Source organism: Streptococcus mitis, from assembly GCF_023109235.1.
Taxonomy (GTDB): Bacteria; Bacillota; Bacilli; order Lactobacillales; family Streptococcaceae; genus Streptococcus; species Streptococcus mitis_DA.
In genome coordinates this window covers 19,183-41,948 of sequence record NZ_JALDUC010000004.1, presented here as the reverse complement: position 1 = coordinate 41,948, position 22,766 = coordinate 19,183, and the positions used below count along the sequence as shown (strand labels likewise).

Here is a 22,766-nt window from a genome sequence, read left to right as displayed (position 1 = left end):
TGAGGATTACGAAGTAATCATCATTATAGTCCGGGGGACCTTTTTAATCGGTGGATAAGGATTACGAAGCAATCATCACTATTGTCCGGGGGACCTTTTTAGTCGGTAGATTGAGATTGCAAACAAATCTGTACCTACATTGAAAGGTTAATTTCTAATAATTGAAAAATCGAATGAAATGTATCTTACCTTCATTCAGAGAGCTCTATTTCAGAGCTCTTTTTGCTAGCTTATTCATACTTTTCTGAATTTTGAAAAAGAAATGTAAGCGTTTGATAGATTTACAAAAAGATTGTATAATAGGGATAAGAATAGAAAAGGAGAAGTTTCATGGCAGTTAAAGATTTTATGACCCGCAAGGTAGTTTATATTAGTCCAGATACAACAGTATCTCATGCAGCAGATTTAATGAGAGAGCAAGGATTGCACCGCTTGCCTGTTATCGAAAATGATCAATTGGTTGGTTTAGTAACCGAGGGAACCATTGCCCAAGCTAGTCCATCCAAAGCAACAAGTCTTTCTATCTATGAGATGAATTATCTTCTAAATAAGACAAAAGTAAAAGATGTGATGATTCGTGATGTTGTCACTGTTTCAGGCTATGCGAGTCTAGAGGATGCAACTTATCTGATGTTGAAAAACAAGATTGGTATTCTTCCTGTCGTAGATAACCATCAAGTCTATGGGGTTATTACGGACCGTGACGTTTTCCAAGCCTTTCTTGAAATCGCAGGTTATGGCGAAGAAGGGATTCGTGTACGCTTTGTTACGGAAAATGAAGTTGGTGTACTCGGAAAGATTGTTTCTTTGATTGTAGAAGAAAATTTGAATATCTCGCATACAGTCAATATTCCGCGTAAGGATGGTAAGGTGATTATCGAAGTTCAAATCGATGGATCAATTGATTTACCAGCCTTGAAAGAAAAATTTGAATCAGAGAATATTCAAGTAGAAGAGATTACTCGTACCTCAGCAAAAGTCTTGTAAGAAGGGAAGCCGAAAGGCTTCTTTTTACGTGTAATAAGGAATTAGAGCAAAAGATGGAAAGAAATGATAAAATATGCTATAATGAAATGATGTAAAAAGGAGTATTTATGGACATTTCAGTAATTCGTCAGAAAATTGACGCAAATCGTGAAAAATTAGCTTCTTTCAGGGGGTCTCTTTGACCTCGAAGGTTTAGAGGAAGAGATTGCTATCTTGGAAAACAAGATGACAGAACCTGATTTTTGGAACGATAATATCGCGGCCCAAAAAACGTCGCAAGAATTAAATGAATTAAAAAACACTTACAATACTTTCCATAAGATGGAAGAGTTGCAGGATGAAGTTGAAATTTTATTAGACTTTTTAGCTGAAGATGAGTCGGTACATGAAGAATTGGTTGAACAGTTGTCAGAACTTGATAAGATGATGACCAGTTACGAGATGACCTTGCTCTTGTCAGAAGCTTATGACCATAATAATGCCATCTTGGAAATCCATCCAGGATCCGGTGGTACTGAGGCTCAGGACTGGGGTGATATGTTGCTTCGTATGTACACTCGCTATGGAAATGCTAAAGGCTTTAAAGTGGAAGTATTGGATTACCAAGCAGGAGATGAAGCTGGTATCAAGTCAGTAACCTTATCATTTGAAGGACCTAATGCCTATGGTCTTCTCAAGTCAGAAATGGGGGTACACCGTTTGGTGCGAATTTCACCATTTGACTCTGCTAAACGTCGCCATACCTCTTTCACATCTGTAGAAGTGATGCCAGAGTTGGATGATACCATTGAAGTGGAAATCCGTGAAGATGATATCAAGATGGACACCTTCCGTTCAGGTGGTGCTGGTGGACAAAACGTCAATAAGGTTTCAACAGGTGTACGTTTAACACACATTCCAACTGGGACTGTTGTCCAGTCAACGGTCGATCGTACCCAGTATGGAAATAGAGATCGTGCCATGAAGATGTTGCAGGCTAAGCTCTATCAAATGGAGCAAGAAAAGAAAGCAGCGGAAGTTGATTCCCTCAAGGGTGAGAAAAAGGAAATCACATGGGGAAGCCAAATCCGTTCATATGTTTTTACGCCATATACTATGGTAAAAGATCACCGAACTAGCTTTGAAGTTGCACAAGTAGATAAGGTTATGGATGGAGACCTAGATGGTTTTATTGATGCCTATCTCAAGTGGAGAATCAGCTAAGATAGAAAGGAACTCACATGTCAATTATTGAAATGAGAGATGTCGTCAAAAAATACGACAACGGAACGACTGCCCTACGTGGTGTTTCGGTAAGCGTTCAACCAGGGGAATTTGTTTACATCGTAGGACCTTCAGGAGCTGGGAAATCAACCTTTATTCGTTCTTTGTATCGCGAAGTAAAAATCGAAAAAGGAAGCTTATCTGTTGCTGGTTTTAATCTGGTTAAAATTAAAAAGAAAGATGTTCCTCTCCTACGTCGTAGTGTTGGGGTTGTCTTCCAAGATTATAAACTGTTACCAAAGAAAACCGTTTATGAAAATATTGCTTATGCAATGGAGGTAATTGGAGAAAGTCGCCGTAATATCAAAAAACGTGTTATGGAAGTCTTAGACTTGGTTGGATTGAAGCATAAGGTTCGTTCTTTCCCAAATGAACTTTCAGGGGGAGAACAGCAACGGATTGCAATTGCACGTGCCATTGTAAACAATCCAAAAGTATTGATTGCGGACGAACCAACAGGAAACTTGGACCCAGATAATTCATGGGAAATTATGAACTTGCTGGAACGCATCAATCTCCAAGGTACAACTGTCTTGATGGCTACCCACAACAGTCAGATTGTAAATACCTTGCGCCACCGTGTCATTGCCATTGAAAATGGCCGTGTCGTTCGTGACGAAGCTAAAGGAGAATATGGATACGATGATTAGTAGATTTTTTCGTCATTTATTTGAATCGTTAAAAAGTTTGAAACGAAATGGCTGGATGACAGTAGCTGCTGTTAGTTCAGTTATGATTACTTTGACCTTGGTTGCAATATTTGCATCTGTTATCTTTAATACGGCTAAACTAGCTACAGATATCGAAAATAATGTCCGAGTAATGGTATACATTCGTAAGGACGTAGCTGATAATAGTGAGACCATTGAAAAAGAAGGTCAAACTGTTACAAATAACGACTACCATAAGGTATATGATGCTTTGAAAGGTATGTCAACCGTTAAAAGTGTTACGTTTTCAAGTAAAGAAGAACAATATGAAAAGTTGACAGAAACAATGGGGGACAACTGGAAAATCTTTGAAGGCGATGCCAATCCTCTCTATGATGCATATATCGTTGATACAAATACACCAAGTGATGTAAAGACAGTAGCAGAAGAGGCTAAAAAAATCGAAGGTGTATCAGAAGTTCAAGATGGTGGTGCTAATACAGAACGCTTGTTTAAGTTAGCCTCATTTATTCGTGTTTGGGGACTAGTTATCGCTGGATTATTGATTTTCATTGCGGTGTTCTTGATTTCTAATACTATACGTATCACCATTATTTCACGAAGCCGTGAAATTCAAATCATGCGTTTAGTAGGTGCTAAGAATGGCTATATCCGCGGACCTTTCTTGCTTGAAGGTGCCTTCATTGGTTTGCTTGGAGCAACACTTCCATCAGTTCTGGTATTTATTGTCTATAAAATGGTTTACCAATCTGTTAATAAGTCATTGGTTGGTCAGAACCTTTCAATGATATCACCAGAAGTATTCAGTCCACTGATGATTGCCTTATTATTTGTGATTGGAATTTTTATCGGTTCAATCGGATCAGGAATTTCAATGCGCCGATTCCTGAAAATCTAAAATAGAAGTATATTTGAGGAGATTTTAATATCTCCTTTTTTACTACAAAAATTTTAGAAAAAAGTCTACTTTTTTTTATAAAAGCCTTTACAAAAAAAATTAAAGTGGTATAATTGAATTATAGAAAGTGCAAACGTTTTCGTAAAACGTTTGCCTAAATAAAAATAAAGGAGATTTGAATGATGAAAGATACATTCAAAAATGTCTTGTCTTTCGAGTTTTGGCAAAAATTCGGTAAGGCTTTGATGGTGGTTATCGCGGTTATGCCGGCTGCTGGTTTGATGATTTCAATCGGTAAGTCTATCGTAATGATTAACCCAACTTTTGCACCACTTGTAGTTACAGGTGGAATTCTTGAGCAAATTGGTTGGGGGGTTATCGGTAACCTTCACATTTTGTTTGCCCTAGCAATTGGAGGAAGCTGGGCTAAAGAACGTGCTGGTGGTGCTTTCGCCGCTGGTCTTGCCTTCATCTTGATTAACCGTATCACTGGTACAATCTTTGGTGTATCAGGAGATATGTTGAAAAATCCAGATGCTATGGTCACAACTCTCTTTGGTGGTTCAATCAAAGTTGCTGATTACTTCATTAGTGTTCTTGAAGCTCCAGCATTGAACATGGGTGTGTTTGTAGGGATTATCTCAGGTTTTGTAGGGGCAACTGCTTACAATAAATACTACAACTTCCGTAAACTTCCTGATGCACTTTCATTCTTCAACGGGAAACGTTTCGTACCATTTGTAGTTATTCTTCGTTCAGCAATCGCTGCAATTCTACTTGCTGCCTTCTGGCCAGTAGTTCAAACAGGTATCAATAGCTTTGGTATCTGGATTGCCAACTCACAAGAAACTGCTCCAATCCTTGCACCATTCTTGTATGGTACTTTGGAACGTTTGCTCTTGCCATTTGGTCTTCACCATATGTTGACTATCCCAATGAACTACACAGCTCTTGGTGGTACTTATGACATTTTAACTGGTGCAGCTAAAGGTACTCAAGTATTTGGTCAAGACCCACTATGGCTTGCATGGGTAACAGACCTTGTTAACCTTAAAGGTACAGATGCAAGTCACTACCAACAATTGTTAGATACTGTTCACCCAGCTCGTTTCAAAGTTGGACAAATGATCGGTTCATTCGGTATCTTGATGGGTATGATCGTTGCTATCTACCGTAATGTCGATGCTGATAAGAAACATCAATATAAAGGTATGATGATTGCGACAGCTCTTGCAACATTCTTGACAGGGGTTACTGAACCAATCGAATACATGTTCATGTTTGTAGCAACACCTATGTATCTTGTTTACTCACTTGTTCAAGGTGCTGCCTTCGCTATGGCTGACGTAGTAAACCTACGTGTCCACTCATTCGGTTCAATTGAATTCTTGACTCGTACACCACTAGCAATTAATGCTGGTATTGGTATGGATATCGTTAACTTTATCTGGGTAACTGTTCTCTTTGCCGTAATCATGTACTTTATCGCAAACTTCATGATTCAAAAATTCAACTACGCAACTCCAGGACGTAACGGAAATTACGAAACTGCTGAAGGTTCAGAAGAAGCTAGTAGCGAAGTGAAAGTTGCAGCAGGCTCTCAAGCTGTAAACATTATTAACCTTCTTGGTGGACGTGCAAACATCGTTGATGTTGATGCATGTATGACTCGTCTTCGTGTAACTGTAAAAGATGCTGACAAAGTCGGTGATGCAGAACAATGGAAAGCAGAAGGAGCTATGGGTCTTGTCATGAAAGGACAAGGAGTTCAAGCTATCTACGGTCCAAAAGCAGACGTATTGAAATCTGATATCCAAGATATCCTTGATTCAGGTGAAATCATTCCTGAAACTCTTCCAAGCCAAATGACTGAAGCACAACAAAACACTGTTCACTTCAAAGGTCTTACTGAGGAAGTTTACTCAGTAGCAGACGGTCAAGTTGTTGCTTTGGAACAAGTAAAAGATCCAGTATTTGCTCAAAAAATGATGGGTGATGGATTTGCAGTAGAACCTGCAAATGGAAACATTGTATCTCCAGTTTCAGGTACTGTATCAAGCATCTTCCCAACAAAACATGCTCTTGGTATTGTGACTGAACCAGGTCTTGAAGTATTGGTTCACATTGGTTTGGACACAGTAAGTCTTGAAGGTAAACCATTTACAGTTCATGTTGCTGAAGGACAAAAAGTTGCAGCAGGAGATCTTCTTGTCACAGCTGACTTGGATGCTATCCGTGCAGCAGGACGTGAAACTTCAACAGTAGTTGTCTTCACAAATGGTGATGCAATTAAATCAGTTAAATTAGAAAAAACAGGTTCTCTTGCAGCTAAAACAGCAGTTGCTAAAGTAGAATTGTAATATACTTGAGGTTGGAAGCTGTATTCCAACCTCTTATTTTGGGAGAAAAGAATGAAATTTTTAACACTCAATACTCACAGTTGGATGGAGAAAGAAGCAGAGGAAAAATTCCAGATTTTGCTTGAGGATATTCTTGAAAAAGACTATGATTTGATTTGTTTCCAAGAAATCAATCAGGAGATCACTTCGCCAGTGGTGGAGGTTAATGACCTTTATCAAGCTTTGCCAGCAGCTGAGCCTATTCACCAAGACCATTATGTTAGACTTTTGGTTGAAAAGTTGTCAGAGCAAGGGAAAGATTACTACTGGACTTGGGCCTATAACCATATTGGTTATGACCGCTACCATGAAGGTGTGGCTATCTTGTCTAAAACACCTATTGAAGCAAGAGAAATTTTGGTTTCAGATGTGGATGATCCAACAGACTATCATACTCGCCGTGTCGCCCTGGCTGAAACTGTAGTTGATGGCAAGGACCTTGCAGTTGCCAGTGTCCACCTTTCTTGGTGGGATAAAGGTTTCCAAGAAGAATGGGCGCGATTTGAGGCTGTCTTGAAAGAATTGAACAAGCCACTTTTGCTGGCTGGAGATTTCAACAATCCAGCAGGTCAGGAAGGTTACCAAGCTATTTTAGCTAGTCCATTAGGCTTACAAGACGCTTTTGAAGTTGCTCAAGAGAAAAGCGGTAGCTATACCGTTCCACCAGAAATTGATGGCTGGAAGGGGAATACAGAACCCCTTCGAATCGACTATGTTTTTACTACCAAAGAGTTAGAGGTGGAAAATTTACATGTCGTATTTGATGGTAACAAGGGTCCGCAAGTTAGTGATCACTATGGCTTGAATGCTATTTTAAACTGGAAATAATGACTGAAAAGAGGTTGGGATTCACAAATTCCAGCCTTTTTTACTAGAGAAGCTACTAGAAATAGCCTAAATAAGTGAGACTACTGAAATGGAATAAAATATGGTATAATTGATAGGATAGATAGAATCGAGGATATTATGTCATTTACGAAATTTCAATTTAAAAAATATATTAGTGAAGCCTTGGAGGAGTTGAAATTTACAACTCCAACAGAGGTGCAAGACAAGTTGATTCCTATTGTTTTGACAGGTCGTGACCTAGTCGGTGAATCAAAAACAGGTTCGGGTAAGACTCACACTTTCCTATTGCCGATTTTCCAGCAATTAGATGAAGCCGACGATAGTGTTCAAGCAGTCATTACTGCACCGAGCCGTGAATTAGCTACTCAAATTTACCAAGCAGCCCGTCAGATTGCAGCCCACTCAGATGTCGAAGTTCGTGTGGTTAATTATGTGGGTGGTACGGATAAGGCTCGCCAGATTGACAAATTGGCAAGTAACCAGCCTCATATTGTTATCGGAACGCCTGGCCGTATTTATGACTTAGTTAAGTCTGGTGACCTAGCTATTCACAAGGCTAAGACCTTTGTGGTCGATGAGGCAGATATGACCTTGGATATGGGATTCTTGGAAACTGTTGATAAGATTGCTGGAAGCCTTCCAAAAGACTTGCAATTCATGGTCTTCTCAGCGACTATCCCACAAAAACTGCAACCATTCTTGAAAAAATACTTGTCAAATCCTGTTATGGAGAAAATCAAGACCAAAACGGTCATTTCTGATACCATTGATAATTGGTTGATTTCTACAAAGGGACGTGACAAGAATGCTCAAATTTACCAGTTAACTCAGTTGATGCAACCGTATTTGGCAATGATTTTTGTTAACACTAAAATGCGTGCTGATGAATTGCATTCATATCTGACTGCTCAAGGCTTGAAGGTAGCGAAGATTCATGGAGATATTGCCCCTCGTGAACGCAAGCGTATCATGAACCAGGTGAAAAATCTGGATTTTGAGTACATTGTCGCAACAGACTTGGCAGCGCGTGGGATTGACATTGAAGGTGTCAGCCATGTCATCAATGATGCCATTCCGCAAGATTTATCTTTCTTTGTTCACCGTGTTGGTCGTACTGGAAGAAATGGCCTACCAGGTACAGCTATTACCCTTTACCAACCCAGTGATGACTCGGATATCCGTGAGTTGGAGAAATTGGGAATCAAGTTTACTCCTAAAATGGTCAAAGACGGGGAATTTCAAGATACTTATGACCGTGATCGTCGTGCCAACCGTGAGAAAAAACAAGATAAACTTGATATCGAAATGATTGGTTTGGTTAAAAAGAAAAAGAAAAAAGTCAAACCAGGTTATAAGAAGAAAATTCAATGGGCGGTTGATGAAAAACGCCGCAAGACCAAGCGCGCTGAAAATCGCGCACGTGGTCGTGCAGAGCGTAAAGCAAAACGCCAAACATTTTAATAGAAAAAGTTGGAGTACTGAGCTCCAACTTTTTCTATTATGTGACTGAAAGTCACATAATAAACTAGCTCATATCAATAAAATAGTAGAGGTTCTAATCAATTTCAATAATTCAGAAAAAAGAAGACTGACAAAATATGACTACTTTAAGATGACACTAAAATTTGATATCAAACTCTAGCATATGGAGGAAGAAATCAAAATTAATGGATAGGTGATTACGGATATAAAGTTATAAGACTTGAAACTTTATTTCATAGACTTAATCACTCTTATCCTTCTTAAATTCATAGAGCTCTTCCAAGTAAAAATGAATTTTTTCTTTAATATATTTTAATGATTTATTATTAGTTATGTCTATAACACCAAACACACTATAGTGGTTTCGGTAAAGCTCATCATAATCAATCTGACTGCCTATGATGATGACTTCTGATTTTTTTGAACTAAATTGGATAGATTTTAAATAGAGTTTCATTTTTTTAGATGTTAGAGACCCTGATTTTATGATAAAATAAGTAGAAGATTTATATTTGTAGTTAATCTTATGTCCTTGTAAAATTTTTGTATTTTTGAATGTTTTTTTAAGAAATAATATTTTAAATACAGAGATAAAATATAGCCAAATAAAGAGTAGTGTAAAATTTGAATTGCCTTCATAGCTTTCCTTTCATTAGAAATTAGTTTATCAAATGAAGAAAGATTAATATTATTGAGATACTAAAAAGTATCTATTTTATCATGAAATGTCTAAATTAAGAAAATTTTTACCATTTGAGATAGTATAGAAACCATTTGAGATTTTTATAATTTAATTTCCATCATTCTGATAAGATTAAACTGATAGAAGGAGGCTAAATATGAAAGACTATATTTTATATCAAGATAGAGCTATAGTAAAGGTACCACTCTCTAAAATTTATTATGTTACAACTCACCCAACAAAAGCCCATGCTGTTCTTTTTGTAACAGCAGAAGGGAATTTTGAAGCTTCAACCTCACTAGCTAAAATCGAAGAGGAAAGTACAGAAGAACTTATTAGATGCCATAGAAAGTTTCTTGTGAATAAAGATAAAATAGCAGGATTTAATCATGAGACAAGAACGATTATGTTTATGGATGATAGAGTATCAGACATCGCTTGTTCTAGAAGACACTTTACAATATTAAAAAATCAGTGGAAAAATATATAGGAGTGAAGTAGTGAATATTTTTATACTAGAAGATAATTTTTTACAACAGACTAGAATTGAAAATGTTGTCAAAAAAATTTTGGTGGATAATAAGATTGAGTATAGGCATTTTGAGGTTTATGGAAAACCTCAACAGCTTTTAGAGGACATTTCAGAGAGAGGAAATCATCAATTATTTTTACTTGATATTGAAATAAAAGATGATGACAAAAGAGGATTAGACGTTGCTAGAGAAATTAGAAAACTTGATTCTCAAGCAGTGATTGCTTTTGTAACATCTCATTCTGAGTTTATGCCTGTATCTTTTGAATATTTAGTATCAGCTATTGATTTCATTGATAAAGAATTACCTGAACCATTATTTATCAAACGAATTGAAAATGTTATTTTAAGTGTTAGCGATAATCAAGGAATAACAGTATCTGAGGACTCTTTTATATTTACAGGATCCAAAGCTCAAATTCAAGTCCCTTTTAAAGATTTATTGTATATTGAAACATCAACAATTGCTCATAAGTTGACTCTCTATTCAAAACGAGACATAGTTGAATTTTATGGACAATTGTCAGATATTCTTAAACAGGAACCACGTTTATTTCAATGTCATAGATCATTTATCGTAAATCCTTATAATATATCTTTAATTGATAAAGAAAATCGGTTAGTTCATTTTCAGAACGGGTCCTCTTGTATTGTCTCTAGATTAAAAATTCGTCCACTTATGAAAGTTATCGAAAGACTTCATGACTAAGGAGATTTAGATGATATTTTTTCTAAATATTATAGGTGTTTTTCTATTGTTATGTATCCATACTAAGGTTGTAGGTGAGAGATTAAATCTAAAAAAAGTAGTAATGTCCATTATTCTGTTCCATCTTTTATCATTACTATTTATTGTTTTGTTTAAATCAACTGGATTTTACTTTCTTGGGTCATTATTGCTTTATCCTACCTTTTTTATCCTATATACTTTGTCTATTGGTAAATTAAGAAGTAAGGTTTCTTTATTACTTTTTTACTCATTATTTCCACTTGGATTTTGGGATGTCATCAAAAATTTTTTAGGTTACTTTATAATTTCTAAGATTCCAATATTGTATAGACTATATGAAACTAATCTAGGAACAATGATTTTCTCTTTATTAGCTGAAATTATTGTGTTTTTTCTTATTAGTCTCTTTCGATATAATTTTAGTCATTTAAAAATAAAGAACTTGGATAGAAAGACAAAATTTATTTTAATTACTGCGGATATTTTAATGCTAGCCTATTTTATCTTACCATCTTATATAAACTACAGTGATAAAGTAAGTTGGGATAGAATGTTGGATTATAAAGAATTATGGACAGCAGTTTACTTTTTATTGTTTATTTGTTTTGTTAATCTCTTGGATAGAAGATTACTTCAAGAACTACAGGAGAAAGTCGTTCTACAAAAAGAAATTCAATTGCAAAATCTTAGTAATTATAGTCAACAAGTTGAGGGGCTGTATCAAGAAATTAGAAGCTTTAGACATGATTATGCTAATATTTTATCGAGCTTAAAAATAGGTATAGATCAAAAAGATATTAATCTGGTTTCTCAAGTTTATGATAGTGTTTTGAAAAATTCTGGTGAAAAATTAAAAGGCAAGCGTTTTGATGTAGCACATCTAAGAAATATCAATGATTTGGCGTTAAAGAGTTTACTATTATCTAAGTTATCGGAGGCCCAAAACTTATCTGTTCCAGTTTCCCTGGAGATTGGTGAACAGTTCTCTATAAAAAATATGGAACAAATAGACTTCTTAACAATTACTTCTATCTTGTTAGATAATGCTATAGAGTCCGCAGCAGAAGGAGGAATAGCAGTTTGTTTCCTTGAGGATACAGAATGGAATAAATTAGTCATGATTGTAAAAAATTCTACTTTAGAAAGAGAGATAGAATTGAGAGATATATTCAAGCGTGACAATTCTTCAAAAGGCGTAGGTCGGGGTATAGGATTGGCCAATGTTCGGAGAATTTTAAAATCTTATCCAAATGTATGTTTGAAAACAACAAGTAAAAATTATGTCTTTACACAGATCTTGGAAATAGAACTTTAAAAGAGTCCCCCTTAAAATATTCTATAGAATATTTTAAGGGGGATTCTTTTGTTATGACTTTATATACATTATTTTTTAGCTAGTTCCTGTAAATGAGTTAGGAAATAGTCATAACAATAAAACTGGGCAAAAAAGCTAGAGTGACGACTTCACAATATCTAGCAGCGATTTGTGGAATAAATTTTAAAATGATTTATTTTTAATCTTGAAAGGTTACAAATCATGAAAAAATACGTTTCGTGATGAAAATCGTACATTTTAAGACTTAGCGGTAAAAATCTCTGTTGTTCTGCTATACTGAACTTGTCAAGGTTATAATCTGACAAAAATAATAAAAATTAATATGGAGGTATTCCCCATGGAAACAAAGACAACGATTCAATTTGATGTTTTGGATACCGAAATGTTGGCTAGTATTGAGGGAGGAACAGCTAGTGCAGGGGAAGTTTGCACATTAGCAGGAGCAATGATTGGTAGTTTGGTTGCACCAAGAGCTGGAACTTGGGCTGGAGGTGTTTTATGAGCACAATATTGCACAGCTATATGGGCTATCGCTAGATTTTTATAGAAAAGGGGTTAGTTGATGGAAAGTGGTGAATTTAGGCTAATTTTAGCTCTTTTTATATCTTTTTTTATAATAGGTGTGATTGGAATAGTTCTAAATGTTCCAATAAGCGAAGTTTTAGTTCTTTCTGTAGGTAGTGTGTTTTTTGAGTTGCTGATTCACTTATTAACGCATAATAAGAAGAGAGGAAACATTAGTTTTGAACTATGCTTTAATCGATACAAGCAATTTATTAAAAAGATTTTAGCACCTACATTTTTTCTGTTACTATTATCAATTATTTTTGTCGTTATAGATGGTTATAAGTCGTCATCTGTATTATTTTATACTCATATATTTGTAGTGTTATTTACAGTAGTATACATTATTTGCTCGAATAATATCGAATTACATATTTCAAAAAAAGAATGAGTTAGCGTTTTACTTATAGTATATAATAATAAATTATTTTGAGACATAGTAGTAAAGTGATTGAGCTATAGATATGATGAGGATGGAAATATGGAGATTGTTATAATGAACATAGTTAATTATCTCTTGCTAAAGATTGAATGGATAGTAAGTAATATCTTTATAAAAATGAGCATACTTTGGATGCTTATTTGGTTTCTATACTATTTAAAGAGTGATTTAGCAATGTATTTCTTGTTTTTTGGAAATGGCTTTTTATTATTGCTAATAATTTTTCGATTTGCACTGTATCAAATTAAACTAGTAATGCAGAATGATATTAACTAATTATGTCTAAATCATATTTTTGGTAATCAGATTATAATCATTCTGGACTTTTTCAAGACTTTTTGATAACTCCGATAATGTGTCTATTTAAATTTGAAGATAAGTGGAGTTAGCAACATGTAAATACTTTGTGATAAAAATCGATTTTGTTTTGCTATACTGAACTTGTCAAGGTTATAATCTGACAAAAGATTTCTATTATATACGAGATATTCATCATGGATACAAAAACAATAGAACAAGTTAATGTGTTCAAAGCTGATGCTCTTTCTATTATTGTGTTGAAGGAGGTAAAAATGATTTGGCATGTATTTCAGGTAGGGCAGGGATGACTGAGATAGGCTTTTTATACGCTGGACCTGCTGGTGCTGCGATTCTAGGTGGTGATACAGCTATGCGAGTTTGCTAAAAAGAGAGGATGTACAATGAATAGTTCAATGAGTCAGTTTTCAATTCTAAAAAACAGTGATTTACAAGAGTACTCTGGTGGATTAAATCCCACTTGTGGAGTATGAGTTGGTATGTCAATTTATATAGGTCTAACTGCATTTACTGGTCTTGTTGGTGTTACATTTGCGATTTCAACAGGCGGGCTAGCGGCAGGTAGTTTTTGTTTATAACGAGAAAAGTAATTAGTATATTTTACATTATTTCTCTAGGAGTCTTGTCTTTACTAAAGTCACAAGATATTGTTGATATCATAGCCACTCTACTATTAATTTGTATAGGTTTAAAAGGAATAAACCAAAAGGGAATTTTATAAGGTTGTGATGACGATACTTTTTCGCCTCATTACATGTTTGGACAATGTTTCATCTGTTAATTTCCAAATTGAGAATGGGGATATTGTAACTAAGTGTGATTTTGAGTTAACTAAAGATGTCATGGCTAATGGTTGGATATCATCATTGGGTAGGAGCTATTGTCTTTCAGGTTATAGAGGATAATTTATGGATAAGAGAACAGAAGAAATTCTCAATAAGGTTTACAATTTGATTTTAGATACAGAGATTCATAAAAATGAACGAGATATTTTATTACGTTATAAAACTCTATTAGAGAATACAAAAAATGAACAGAGAGTTGTCATGGAGTTGGCAGAAGCTCTTCGTCAGCAGGCTGTTAGTGGGATTCATAGTCAGAAATCATTGAGCCCAAAGGTTGCGACATTTTATAAAGAAATTGCCACATATGGAGAATTGAGTAAAAATCTAGCTCAAGGATTAATTTCTTTTGGTATAACGAGATAAGGAAAAATGAGCAGAAAAAACTTACCAAATTTGTAACAAGATAAAAAATTAATATAAATGTAAGGAAATATTCGTGATGAATACAAAGGTGAAACAATTTGAAGTAATGGATGAAGCAATGCTATCCAGCATTGAAGGTGAACTCTCATGTTTTGAGAAGGGATTGTTTCTTTAAGGGGATATGGTGGAGCTATTATAGGCTTTTGGATAGGAACTGAATTTTTTTCTACGAAATAGAAAGTTGAGGTACAAATGAAGCAGCGTTTGATAATTGCAATTAGTTTTATAATGACTGGGATAGTCATTAACATTTTATTCAAATCAAATACTATTATTCATAAATTTATTGCTATATTAGGTCTGAGTATGTATTATAGAGGTGTTTTTAGAGAGTATAAAAAATTTAAAAACAATTCAGATTTTGATTTAATTCTGTATATAACAGGATTAAATCCTTTTTGTTTTATGAGAACGAACTATCTATACAGAAACACTACATTATAGACTGCAAATTGAGTTTAAAAATGGTATAATGGTAAAGTTATATAGTCCCGATAAGATGGTAGAAATTTCTATTTTTTCTTTCGAGTCGCAACTCGCAAAGAATGACGGCTCAAAAGTCGTTCGTCATTCTACGGTTGCCGCTATAATGCGGTCACCCTATGCGCCTTACTAGCTTCAGAAATAAAAAAGTATCGTTTTTATTTCTTACGCGTTGTAACTCTTAGAAAATGAAAATACCTATCAGTACTTTGTAACTCTATAACACTATTTTTAAGGGGGGACATTTTTATGTCAGAACGTAAATTATTCACGTCTGAATCTGTATCTGAGGGGCATCCAGATAAGATTGCAGACCAAATTTCGGATGCGATTTTGGATGCTATTTTAGCTAAAGATCCAGAGGCGCACGTTGCTGCTGAGACAGCTGTATATACTGGTTCAGTCCATGTTTTTGGTGAAATATCTACAAATGCTTATGTGGATATTAACCGTGTGGTTCGTGATACCATTGCAGAGATTGGCTACACTAATACAGAATATGGTTTTTCTGCTGAGACTGTAGGAGTACATCCATCTTTGGTGGAACAATCTACTGACATTGCCCAAGGTGTTAACGAAGCCTTGGAGGTTCGTGGAAATGCAGATCAAGATCCGCTGGACTTAATTGGTGCTGGAGACCAAGGTCTCATGTTTGGCTTTGCAGTGGATGAAACAGAAGAGCTCATGCCTTTGCCAATTTCACTCAGTCATAAATTGGTTCGTCGTCTGGCAGAACTTCGTAAGTCTGGGGAAATTAGCTATCTTCGCCCAGATGCTAAATCACAAGTTACGGTTGAGTATGATGAAAATGACCGTCCAGTACGTGTGGACACAGTTGTTATTTCAACTCAGCACGATCCAGAAGCCAGCAACGAACAAATTCACAATGATGTCATTAATAAGGTTATCAAAGAGGTTATTCCAGCCTCTTACTTGGATGAGCAAACAAAATTCTTCATCAATCCGACTGGTCGATTTGTAATCGGTGGACCTCAAGGGGACTCAGGTTTGACAGGTCGTAAGATTATCGTGGATACCTATGGTGGCTATTCTCGTCATGGTGGAGGTGCCTTCTCTGGTAAGGATGCGACTAAGGTAGACCGTTCAGCCTCTTATGCGGCTCGTTACATTGCCAAAAATATCGTTGCAGCTGGTTTGGCTAAGAAGGCAGAAGTGCAATTAGCCTACGCTATTGGTGTTGCCCAACCTGTTTCTGTTCGTATCGATACTTTTGGTACGGGAACAGTAGCTGAAAGCAAGCTTGAAAAAGCAGCTCGTCAAACCTTTGATCTTCGCCCTGCAGGGATAATCCAAATGCTGGACCTCAAGCGTCCAATTTACCGTCAAACAGCGGCTTATGGACACATGGGACGTACGGATATTGATCTTCCATGGGAACGTTTGGATAAGGTAGATGCTTTGAAAGAAGCAGTAAAATAAGATTTTAAGAGGGAGTTCCCCTCTTTTTAATATACTATTTCCTCTAAAATAATTGAAATTATAGCCTGAATTTGATATGATATCTCTATGGATAAAAGTAGAGCAAAACGTGTTGAGCACGATAAAAAGAGAATCGGTTTAATAGCCATGGTAGTTATCTTTTCAGTAAGTATTTGCGTCCTTGGTTCAATGATTGGATACAAAGTATATACAAAGCAAAGTTTTGAACAAAGGATTGAATCTCTCAAGAAAGAGAAAGATGATCAATTAAGTGAGGGAAATCAGAAAGATCATTTTCGTAAGGGACAAGCAGAAGTAATTGCCTATTATCCTCTCCAAGGGGAGCAAGTGATTTCATCTGTAAAAGAAATCATGATACAGGATATTAAGGAAAATCTGGAAGACAAGGAAAATCTGGTTTTTTATTATACGGAGAAACAGGATTCGACTTTAAAAGGGATTGTCAACCGAAGTGTGATGAAACAAGTCTATGATTTAACTTCGTCAAAAGTTGAAGAGACTGAAAAAACTAGTCTAGCGAAAGTGCATTTGACAGAAAATGGTAAACCTTTTACCCTTGATCAACTATTTTCAGATGCTAGTAAGGCTAAAGAGCAACTGATAAAAGAACTGACTTCTTTCTTACAGGATAAGAAATTGGAGCAAGAAAAGATTGATCAAGTTGTTAAAGGTTTCTCTGACCAAGACTTGTCTGCATGGAATTTTGATTACAAGGATAGTCAGATTATCCTTTATCCAAGTCAGTCAGTTGAAAATCTAGACGAGATTGCCTTGCCAGTATCTAGTTTCTTTGAAGTTATTCAGTCCTCTTATTTATTAGATAAGGATGCAGAGCTATATAAGGCTTATTATGAAAAGAAAAATCGTAAAGTAGTGGCCCTGACTTTTGATGATGGACCAAATCCTGCAACGACAAATCAAGCATTAGATACTCTTTCTAAGTATGGTATCAAGGCAACTTTCTTTGTTCTAGGTAAGAATGTTTCTGGAAATGAAGAGATTTTGAAACGCATGAAATCGGATGGACATGTCATTGGAAACCATAGTTGGAGTCATCCAGTGCTTTCAAAACTTTCCCTTGATGAAGCTAAAAAACAAATTACTGATACTGAGGATGCGCTAACTAAAGTGTTGGGTTCTAGTTCCAAACTCATGCGTCCGCCTTATGGAGCCATTACAGACGACATTCGCAATAGCCTTGATTTGAGCTTTATTATGTGGGATGTGGATAGTCTGGACTGGAAGAACAAAAATGAAGCAGCGATTTTGACAGAAATTCAACGAGAAGTCAAGAATGGTTCTATTATTCTCATGCATGATATCCATGCTGAGACGGTCAATGCTCTACCGAAGGTTATTGACTATTTGAAAGGGCAAGGGTATGACTTTGTGACCATTCCAGATTTGTTAGATACTCGTCTTAAAGCTCACCAGCTCTACTACGACCGCAATCAATAATACACAAAATCTAAAGAGAAAAGTTTTCCTTGAAAATTTGGCTCTTTGGATTTTCTTCTCATAGAAAGGAAAAATAATGAAATCTTATACTTTAAACAATGGTGTTACAATTCCAGTACTGGGATTTGGAACCTGGAAAGCTGAAAATGGAGAGATTGCATATCAAGCTGTACTAGAGGCTTTAAAGGCAGGCTATCGCCATATCGATACGGCAGCTATTTATAAAAATGAAGAAAGCGTTGGTCGTGCCATTCAAGATAGTGGAGTTCTGCGTGAGGAAATTTTTGTAACCAGCAAACTCTGGAATACAAATCATAGTTATGAGCAAGCTCGTCAGGCTTTTGAAGAGTCTTTAGAGAAGCTGGGCTTGGATTATTTGGATCTGTATTTGATTCATTGGCCGAACCCAAAACCTTTAAGAGAAAATGAGGCATGGAAAACTCGCAATGCTGAGATTTGGAGAGCGATGGAGGATCTATACCTAGAAGGTAAAATCCGTGCTATCGGAGTTAGTAATTTCCTTCCCCATCATTTTGATGCCTTGCTTGAAACAGCAACTATAGTTCCTGCGGTCAATCAAATTCGTTTGGCACCAGGTGTGTATCAAGGGGAAGTAGTAGATTACTGTCGAGAAAAAGGAATTTTATTGGAAGCTTGGGGGCCTTTTGGTCAGGGAGAACTGTTTGATAGCAAGCAAGTGCAAGAAATTGCGGCAAATCACGGAAAGTCTGTTGCTCAAATAGCCTTGGCCTGGAGCTTGGCAGAAGGATTTTTACCACTCCCAAAATCTGTCACAGCGTCTCGTATTCAGGCTAATCTTGATTGCTTTGGAATTGAACTGAGTCATGAGGAAAGAGAAACCTTAAAAACGATTCCTGTTCAGTCGGGTGCTCCACGAGTTGATGATATGGATTTCTAGAAAATCATAAAAAGAATTGTACATTGTTCCAATTTTTGATATAATAGTCTGCAGGAAAGAAAGTCTTATGGCGTTCTTCAAGCGAGCTTGGGATAGTGGGAGCCAAGTAGGGCAAAATAAAGAACTGGCGCTTTCTGTAGTATTTTCAAAAACAATGAAGTAATAAATTAGGGTGGAACCGCGTTTCTGACGCCCCTAGTCGCAAGGCTTGGGTGTTGAAATTCGGTTCTTTTTGAATTCGTCTAATACCTAAGTAGAAAGGAGCATAATGCTTAAAGGATCTTGTTTATGTAAAGCAGTGACCTACACTCTAGATGAGGAATTATCGGAATTAGTTTTTTGTCATTGCTCATTTTGTCGGAAAGCAACTGCGTCTGCCTACACAGTTAATGCTAAAGTTAGCAGTGCAAAGCTAGTATTGCATGGAAAAGAAAAGCTTGTTTCCTATAGTTCTTCTCCAGGAAAACAGCGTTATTACTGCCAGAACTGTCATAGTCAAATTTTCACTGTTCAAGAAAATATACCAGAAGTCTGTGCTTTGAAATTAGGTACAATAGATGAATGCGATCAGAATTTACAAACTGTTCCCAAACGTCATATTTTTCAGGATCCAGCCTTTTCTTGGTTGCGTGATAAATCCATCTAAAAAGATAATATAAATTAAAGGAGTAAATAATGTCTAAAAAATTGACTTTCCACTGCGTCAGTGGCAGAAACCTCCTTATAGTCGGACTGCCCCACGCTCGGCACTAGAGTGCCTGAGCTAGACGCAGTACTAACTCGTCTTGCCTCGTATGATCGACGAGGCAGACTCGTGTCGCAAGTAATTTATATAAAAAGGAGTAAACAATGTCTAAGAAATTAACATTTCAAGAAATTATTTTGACTTTGCAACAATTTTGGAATGACCAAGGTTGTATGCTTATGCAGGCTTATGACAATGAAAAAGGTGCGGGGACAATGAGTCCTTACACTTTCCTTCGTGCTATCGGACCTGAGCCATGGAATGCGGCTTATGTAGAGCCATCACGTCGTCCTGCTGACGGTCGTTATGGGGAAAACCCTAACCGTCTTTATCAACACCACCAATTCCAGGTAGTCATGAAGCCATCTCCATCAAACATCCAAGAACTTTACCTTGAATCTTTGGAAAAATTGGGAATTAATCCTTTGGAACATGATATTCGTTTTGTTGAGGACAACTGGGAAAACCCATCAACTGGTTCAGCTGGTCTCGGTTGGGAAGTTTGGCTTGATGGGATGGAAATCACTCAGTTCACATATTTCCAACAAGTCGGTGGATTGGCAACTGGCCCTGTGACTGCGGAAGTTACCTATGGTTTGGAGCGTTTGGCTTCTTACATCCAAGAGGTTGACTCTGTCTATGATATCGAGTGGGCTGATGGTGTAAAATACGGAGAAATCTTTATCCAGCCTGAGTACGAGCATTCAAAATATTCATTTGAAATTTCGGACCAAGAAATGTTGCTTGAAAACTTTGATAAGTTTGAAAAAGAAGCTGGTCGTGCTTTGGAAGAAGGCTTGGTTCACCCTGCCTATGACTATGTTCTCAAATGTTCACACACCTTTAATCTGCTTGACGCGCGTGGTACCGTATCTGTAACAGAGCGCGCAGGCTATATCGCCCGTATCCGTAACTTGGCCCGTGTCGTAGCTAAAACATTTGTCGCAGAACGCAAACGCCTAGGCTACCCACTTTTAGATGAAGCAACACGTGCTAAACTCTTAGCAGAAGACGCAGAATAAAGAGAGTGACAAATTACGAAAATGGGCGAACAGAGTGAGCCCTGAGCCAGTTGCCACAGTGATGAATGTATCCTTAGTGAAGTTAAGGATACTAGGCAAAATTGGAGACTTTTGGCTCCAATTTTAGCAATGAAACAACGAAGTTGGTTGCTTGCGTGCCCATCACATAAGGCAAACTGGAAAATAAAAAGATAATTTTCGGAGAAAAAACATGACAAAAAACTTATTAGTAGAACTCGGTCTTGAAGAATTACCAGCCTATGTTGTCACACCAAGTGAAAAACAACTAGGCGAAAAAATCGCAGCCTTCCTCAAGGAAAACCGCCTGTCTTTTGAAGCCATTCAAACCTTCTCAACACCACGTCGTTTAGCTGTTCGAGTTACTGGTCTTGCAGACAAACAGTCTGATTTGACAGAAGATTTCAAGGGACCAGCAAAGAAAATTGCCTTGGATAGTGATGGAAACTTCACCAAAGCAGCTCAAGGATTTGTCCGTGGAAAAGGCTTGACAGTTGAAGATATTGAATTCCGTGAAATCAAGGGTGAAGAATATGTCTATGTCACTAAGGAAGAAATTGGTCAAGCAATTGAAGCCATTGTTCCTGGTGTTGTAGATGTCTTGAAGTCCTTGACTTTCCCTGTCAGCATGCACTGGGCTGGAAATAGCTTTGAGTACATTCGTCCTGTTCACACTTTAACTGTTCTTTTAGATGAAGAAGAGTTTGATTTGGATTTCCTTGATATCAAGGGTGATCGTGTGAGCCGTGGTCATCGTTTCTTGGGGAAAGAAACCAAAATTCAGTCAGCATTGAGCTACGAAGAAGACCTTCGTAAGCAGTTTGTAATCGCGGATCCTCGTGAACGTGAGCAAATGATTGTTGACCAAATCAAAGCAATCGAAACTGAGCATGGTGTACGTATCGAAATTGATGCTGATTTGCTTAATGAAGTCTTGAACTTGGTTGAATACCCAACTGCCTTTATGGGAAGTTTTGATGCCAAATACCTTGAAGTTCCAGAAGAAGTTTTGGTGACTTCAATGAAAGAACACCAACGTTACTTTGTTGTTCGTGATCAAAACGGCAAACTCTTGCCAAATTTCATTTCAGTCCGTAACGGAAACGCAGAGTATTTGGAAAATGTCATCAAAGGAAATGAAAAAGTCTTGGTAGCTCGCTTAGAAGACGGAGAATTCTTCTGGCGTGAAGACCAAAAATTGGTGATTTCAGATCTTGTTGAAAAATTAAACAATGTGACTTTCCATGAGAAAATTGGTTCCCTTCGTGAACACATGATTCGTACTGGTCAGATTGCTATTCTCTTGGCAGAAAAAGCAGGCTTGTCAGCGGATGAAACGATTGACTTAGCTCGTGCAGCAGCCATTTACAAGTTTGACTTGTTGACAGGTATGGTTGGCGAATTTGACGAGCTCCAAGGAATTATGGGTGAGAAATATGCCCTTCTTGCTGGTGAAACTCCAGCGGTGGCAGCTGCTATTCGTGAACACTACATGCCTACTTCAGCTGAAGGAGAACTTCCAGAGAGCAAGGTTGGAGCCATTCTAGCCATTGCAGACAAATTGGATACGATTTTGAGTTTCTTCTCAGTAGGCTTGATTCCATCAGGTTCTAATGACCCTTATGCCCTTCGTCGTGCGACCCAAGGTGTTGTTCGTATCTTGGATGCCTTTGGTTGGCACATTGCTATGGACGAGCTGATAGATAGCCTTTATGCATTGAAATTTGATAGCTTGACTTATGAAAATAAGGCAGAGGTTATGGATTTTATCAAGGCTCGTGTTGATAAGATGATGGGTTCTACTCCAAAAGATATCAAGGAAGCCGTTCTTGCAGGATCAAACTTTGTTGTGGCGGATATGTTGGAAGCAGCAAGTGCTCTCGTAGAAGCAAGCAAGGAAGAAGACTTCAAACCATCTGTTGAATCACTTTCTCGTGCCTTTAACTTGGCTGAAAAGGTAGAAGGAGTTGCAACAGTTGATTCAGCACTTTTTGAAAATGACCAAGAAAAAGCTTTGGCGGAAGCAGTAGAATCACTTATTTTATCAGGATCTGCCAGTCAGCAATTGAAACAACTCTTTGCTCTTAGCCCAGTCATTGATGCATTCTTTGAGAATACCATGGTTATGGCCGAAGATCAGGCTGTCCGTCAAAATCGTTTGGCTATCTTGTCTCATTTAACTCAAAAAGCAGCTAAACTTGCACGTTTTAACCAAATCAATACCAAATAAAATCTGTTA

20 protein-coding genes are annotated in these 22,766 nt (G+C 37.0%); 19 read left to right on the top strand and 1 reads right to left on the bottom strand.

Annotated features, from left to right (window positions below; all coding sequences use genetic code 11):
• Positions 1 to 330: 330 nt before the first annotated feature.
• The 7 genes from M1F55_RS03455 to M1F55_RS03425 all read left to right on the top strand — a co-directional run bounded on the left by M1F55_RS03455 (position 331) and on the right by M1F55_RS03425 (position 8,528).
• Complete coding sequence (locus M1F55_RS03455) at positions 331 to 987, top strand: CBS domain-containing protein (RefSeq protein WP_004256822.1); 657 nt, start codon at positions 331 to 333, stop codon at positions 985 to 987.
• A gap of 107 nt (positions 988 to 1,094) precedes the next feature.
• Positions 1,095 to 2,190, top strand: a protein-coding gene (gene prfB / locus M1F55_RS03450) for a peptide chain release factor 2 (protein ID WP_247947281.1) whose coding sequence is annotated in 2 segments (ribosomal slippage) — positions 1,095 to 1,166 and positions 1,168 to 2,190 — 1,095 coding nt in all. Because the reading frame shifts where the segments join, the coding sequence is not laid out codon by codon here.
• Positions 2,191 to 2,207: 17 nt separating this feature from the next.
• The gene (gene ftsE / locus M1F55_RS03445) at positions 2,208 to 2,900 is read left to right on the top strand and encodes a cell division ATP-binding protein FtsE (protein ID WP_000022269.1); all 693 of its coding nucleotides are present in this window, start codon (positions 2,208 to 2,210) and stop codon (positions 2,898 to 2,900) included.
• On the top strand, positions 2,893 to 3,819 hold the full coding sequence (gene ftsX / locus M1F55_RS03440; protein WP_000625545.1) for a permease-like cell division protein FtsX: 927 nt from the start codon (positions 2,893 to 2,895) through the stop codon (positions 3,817 to 3,819). Before ftsE ends, ftsX begins: the two co-directional genes overlap by 8 nt.
• Before the next feature lie 179 nt (positions 3,820 to 3,998).
• On the top strand, positions 3,999 to 6,179 hold the full coding sequence (locus M1F55_RS03435) for a PTS transporter subunit IIBC (protein WP_020903476.1): 2,181 nt from the start codon (positions 3,999 to 4,001) through the stop codon (positions 6,177 to 6,179).
• Between the two features lie 51 nt (positions 6,180 to 6,230).
• Positions 6,231 to 7,046 (top strand): endonuclease/exonuclease/phosphatase family protein, encoded by an 816-nt coding sequence (locus M1F55_RS03430; protein WP_020903475.1) that lies wholly within the window; start codon positions 6,231 to 6,233, stop codon positions 7,044 to 7,046.
• Positions 7,047 to 7,184: 138 nt separating this feature from the next.
• Positions 7,185 to 8,528 carry a DEAD/DEAH box helicase gene (locus tag M1F55_RS03425; protein WP_004238723.1) on the top strand — a complete coding sequence of 448 codons (1,344 nt, stop codon included), beginning with the start codon at positions 7,185 to 7,187 and terminating at the stop codon, positions 8,526 to 8,528.
• Positions 8,529 to 8,790: 262 nt separating this feature from the next.
• Here M1F55_RS03425 and M1F55_RS03415 read toward each other — a convergent pair whose 3' ends face one another.
• Positions 8,791 to 9,006 (bottom strand): hypothetical protein, encoded by a 216-nt coding sequence (locus M1F55_RS03415; RefSeq protein WP_000780967.1) that lies wholly within the window; start codon positions 9,004 to 9,006, stop codon positions 8,791 to 8,793.
• Positions 9,007 to 9,388: 382 nt separating this feature from the next.
• Here M1F55_RS03415 and M1F55_RS03410 point away from each other — a divergent pair, with 382 nt between their 5' ends.
• The 12 genes from M1F55_RS03410 to glyS all read left to right on the top strand — a co-directional run bounded on the left by M1F55_RS03410 (position 9,389) and on the right by glyS (position 22,757).
• Positions 9,389 to 9,721 carry a LytTR family DNA-binding domain-containing protein gene (locus tag M1F55_RS03410; RefSeq protein ID WP_000656277.1) on the top strand — a complete coding sequence of 111 codons (333 nt, stop codon included), beginning with the start codon at positions 9,389 to 9,391 and terminating at the stop codon, positions 9,719 to 9,721.
• A gap of 10 nt (positions 9,722 to 9,731) precedes the next feature.
• On the top strand, positions 9,732 to 10,472 hold the full coding sequence (locus tag M1F55_RS03405; RefSeq protein WP_001019941.1) for a response regulator transcription factor: 741 nt from the start codon (positions 9,732 to 9,734) through the stop codon (positions 10,470 to 10,472).
• A 10-nt stretch (positions 10,473 to 10,482) separates the two neighbouring features.
• Entirely contained in the window at positions 10,483 to 11,808 is a 1,326-nt protein-coding gene (locus M1F55_RS03400) for a GHKL domain-containing protein (RefSeq protein ID WP_000575877.1), read from the top strand.
• Between the two features lie 358 nt (positions 11,809 to 12,166).
• Entirely contained in the window at positions 12,167 to 12,331 is a 165-nt protein-coding gene (locus tag M1F55_RS03395; RefSeq protein ID WP_000448735.1) for a Blp family class II bacteriocin, read from the top strand.
• Between the two features lie 60 nt (positions 12,332 to 12,391).
• Positions 12,392 to 12,784, top strand: coding sequence for a hypothetical protein (locus M1F55_RS03390; protein ID WP_000443464.1), 393 nt, complete (start codon positions 12,392 to 12,394; stop codon positions 12,782 to 12,784).
• Positions 12,785 to 14,061: 1,277 nt separating this feature from the next.
• Positions 14,062 to 14,361, top strand: a complete 300-nt coding sequence (locus tag M1F55_RS03385) for a bacteriocin immunity family protein (protein WP_000361394.1) — start codon at positions 14,062 to 14,064, stop codon at positions 14,359 to 14,361.
• 792 nt (positions 14,362 to 15,153) lie between these two features.
• Positions 15,154 to 16,344: a methionine adenosyltransferase gene (metK, locus tag M1F55_RS03380; protein WP_247947280.1), complete on the top strand. Its 1,191-nt coding sequence runs from the start codon at positions 15,154 to 15,156 to the stop codon at positions 16,342 to 16,344.
• 87 nt (positions 16,345 to 16,431) lie between these two features.
• Positions 16,432 to 17,823 (top strand): peptidoglycan-N-acetylglucosamine deacetylase PgdA, encoded by a 1,392-nt coding sequence (gene pgdA / locus M1F55_RS03375; RefSeq protein ID WP_247947279.1) that lies wholly within the window; start codon positions 16,432 to 16,434, stop codon positions 17,821 to 17,823.
• A gap of 76 nt (positions 17,824 to 17,899) precedes the next feature.
• Positions 17,900 to 18,742 carry an aldo/keto reductase gene (locus M1F55_RS03370; RefSeq protein WP_247947278.1) on the top strand — a complete coding sequence of 281 codons (843 nt, stop codon included), beginning with the start codon at positions 17,900 to 17,902 and terminating at the stop codon, positions 18,740 to 18,742.
• A 268-nt stretch (positions 18,743 to 19,010) separates the two neighbouring features.
• Positions 19,011 to 19,388 (top strand): GFA family protein, encoded by a 378-nt coding sequence (locus M1F55_RS03365; protein WP_247947277.1) that lies wholly within the window; start codon positions 19,011 to 19,013, stop codon positions 19,386 to 19,388.
• A 203-nt stretch (positions 19,389 to 19,591) separates the two neighbouring features.
• Positions 19,592 to 20,509: a glycine--tRNA ligase subunit alpha gene (gene glyQ / locus M1F55_RS03360; protein WP_247947276.1), complete on the top strand. Its 918-nt coding sequence runs from the start codon at positions 19,592 to 19,594 to the stop codon at positions 20,507 to 20,509.
• 211 nt (positions 20,510 to 20,720) lie between these two features.
• Positions 20,721 to 22,757 (top strand): glycine--tRNA ligase subunit beta, encoded by a 2,037-nt coding sequence (gene glyS / locus M1F55_RS03355; protein ID WP_247947275.1) that lies wholly within the window; start codon positions 20,721 to 20,723, stop codon positions 22,755 to 22,757.
• Positions 22,758 to 22,766: the final 9 nt, after the last annotated feature.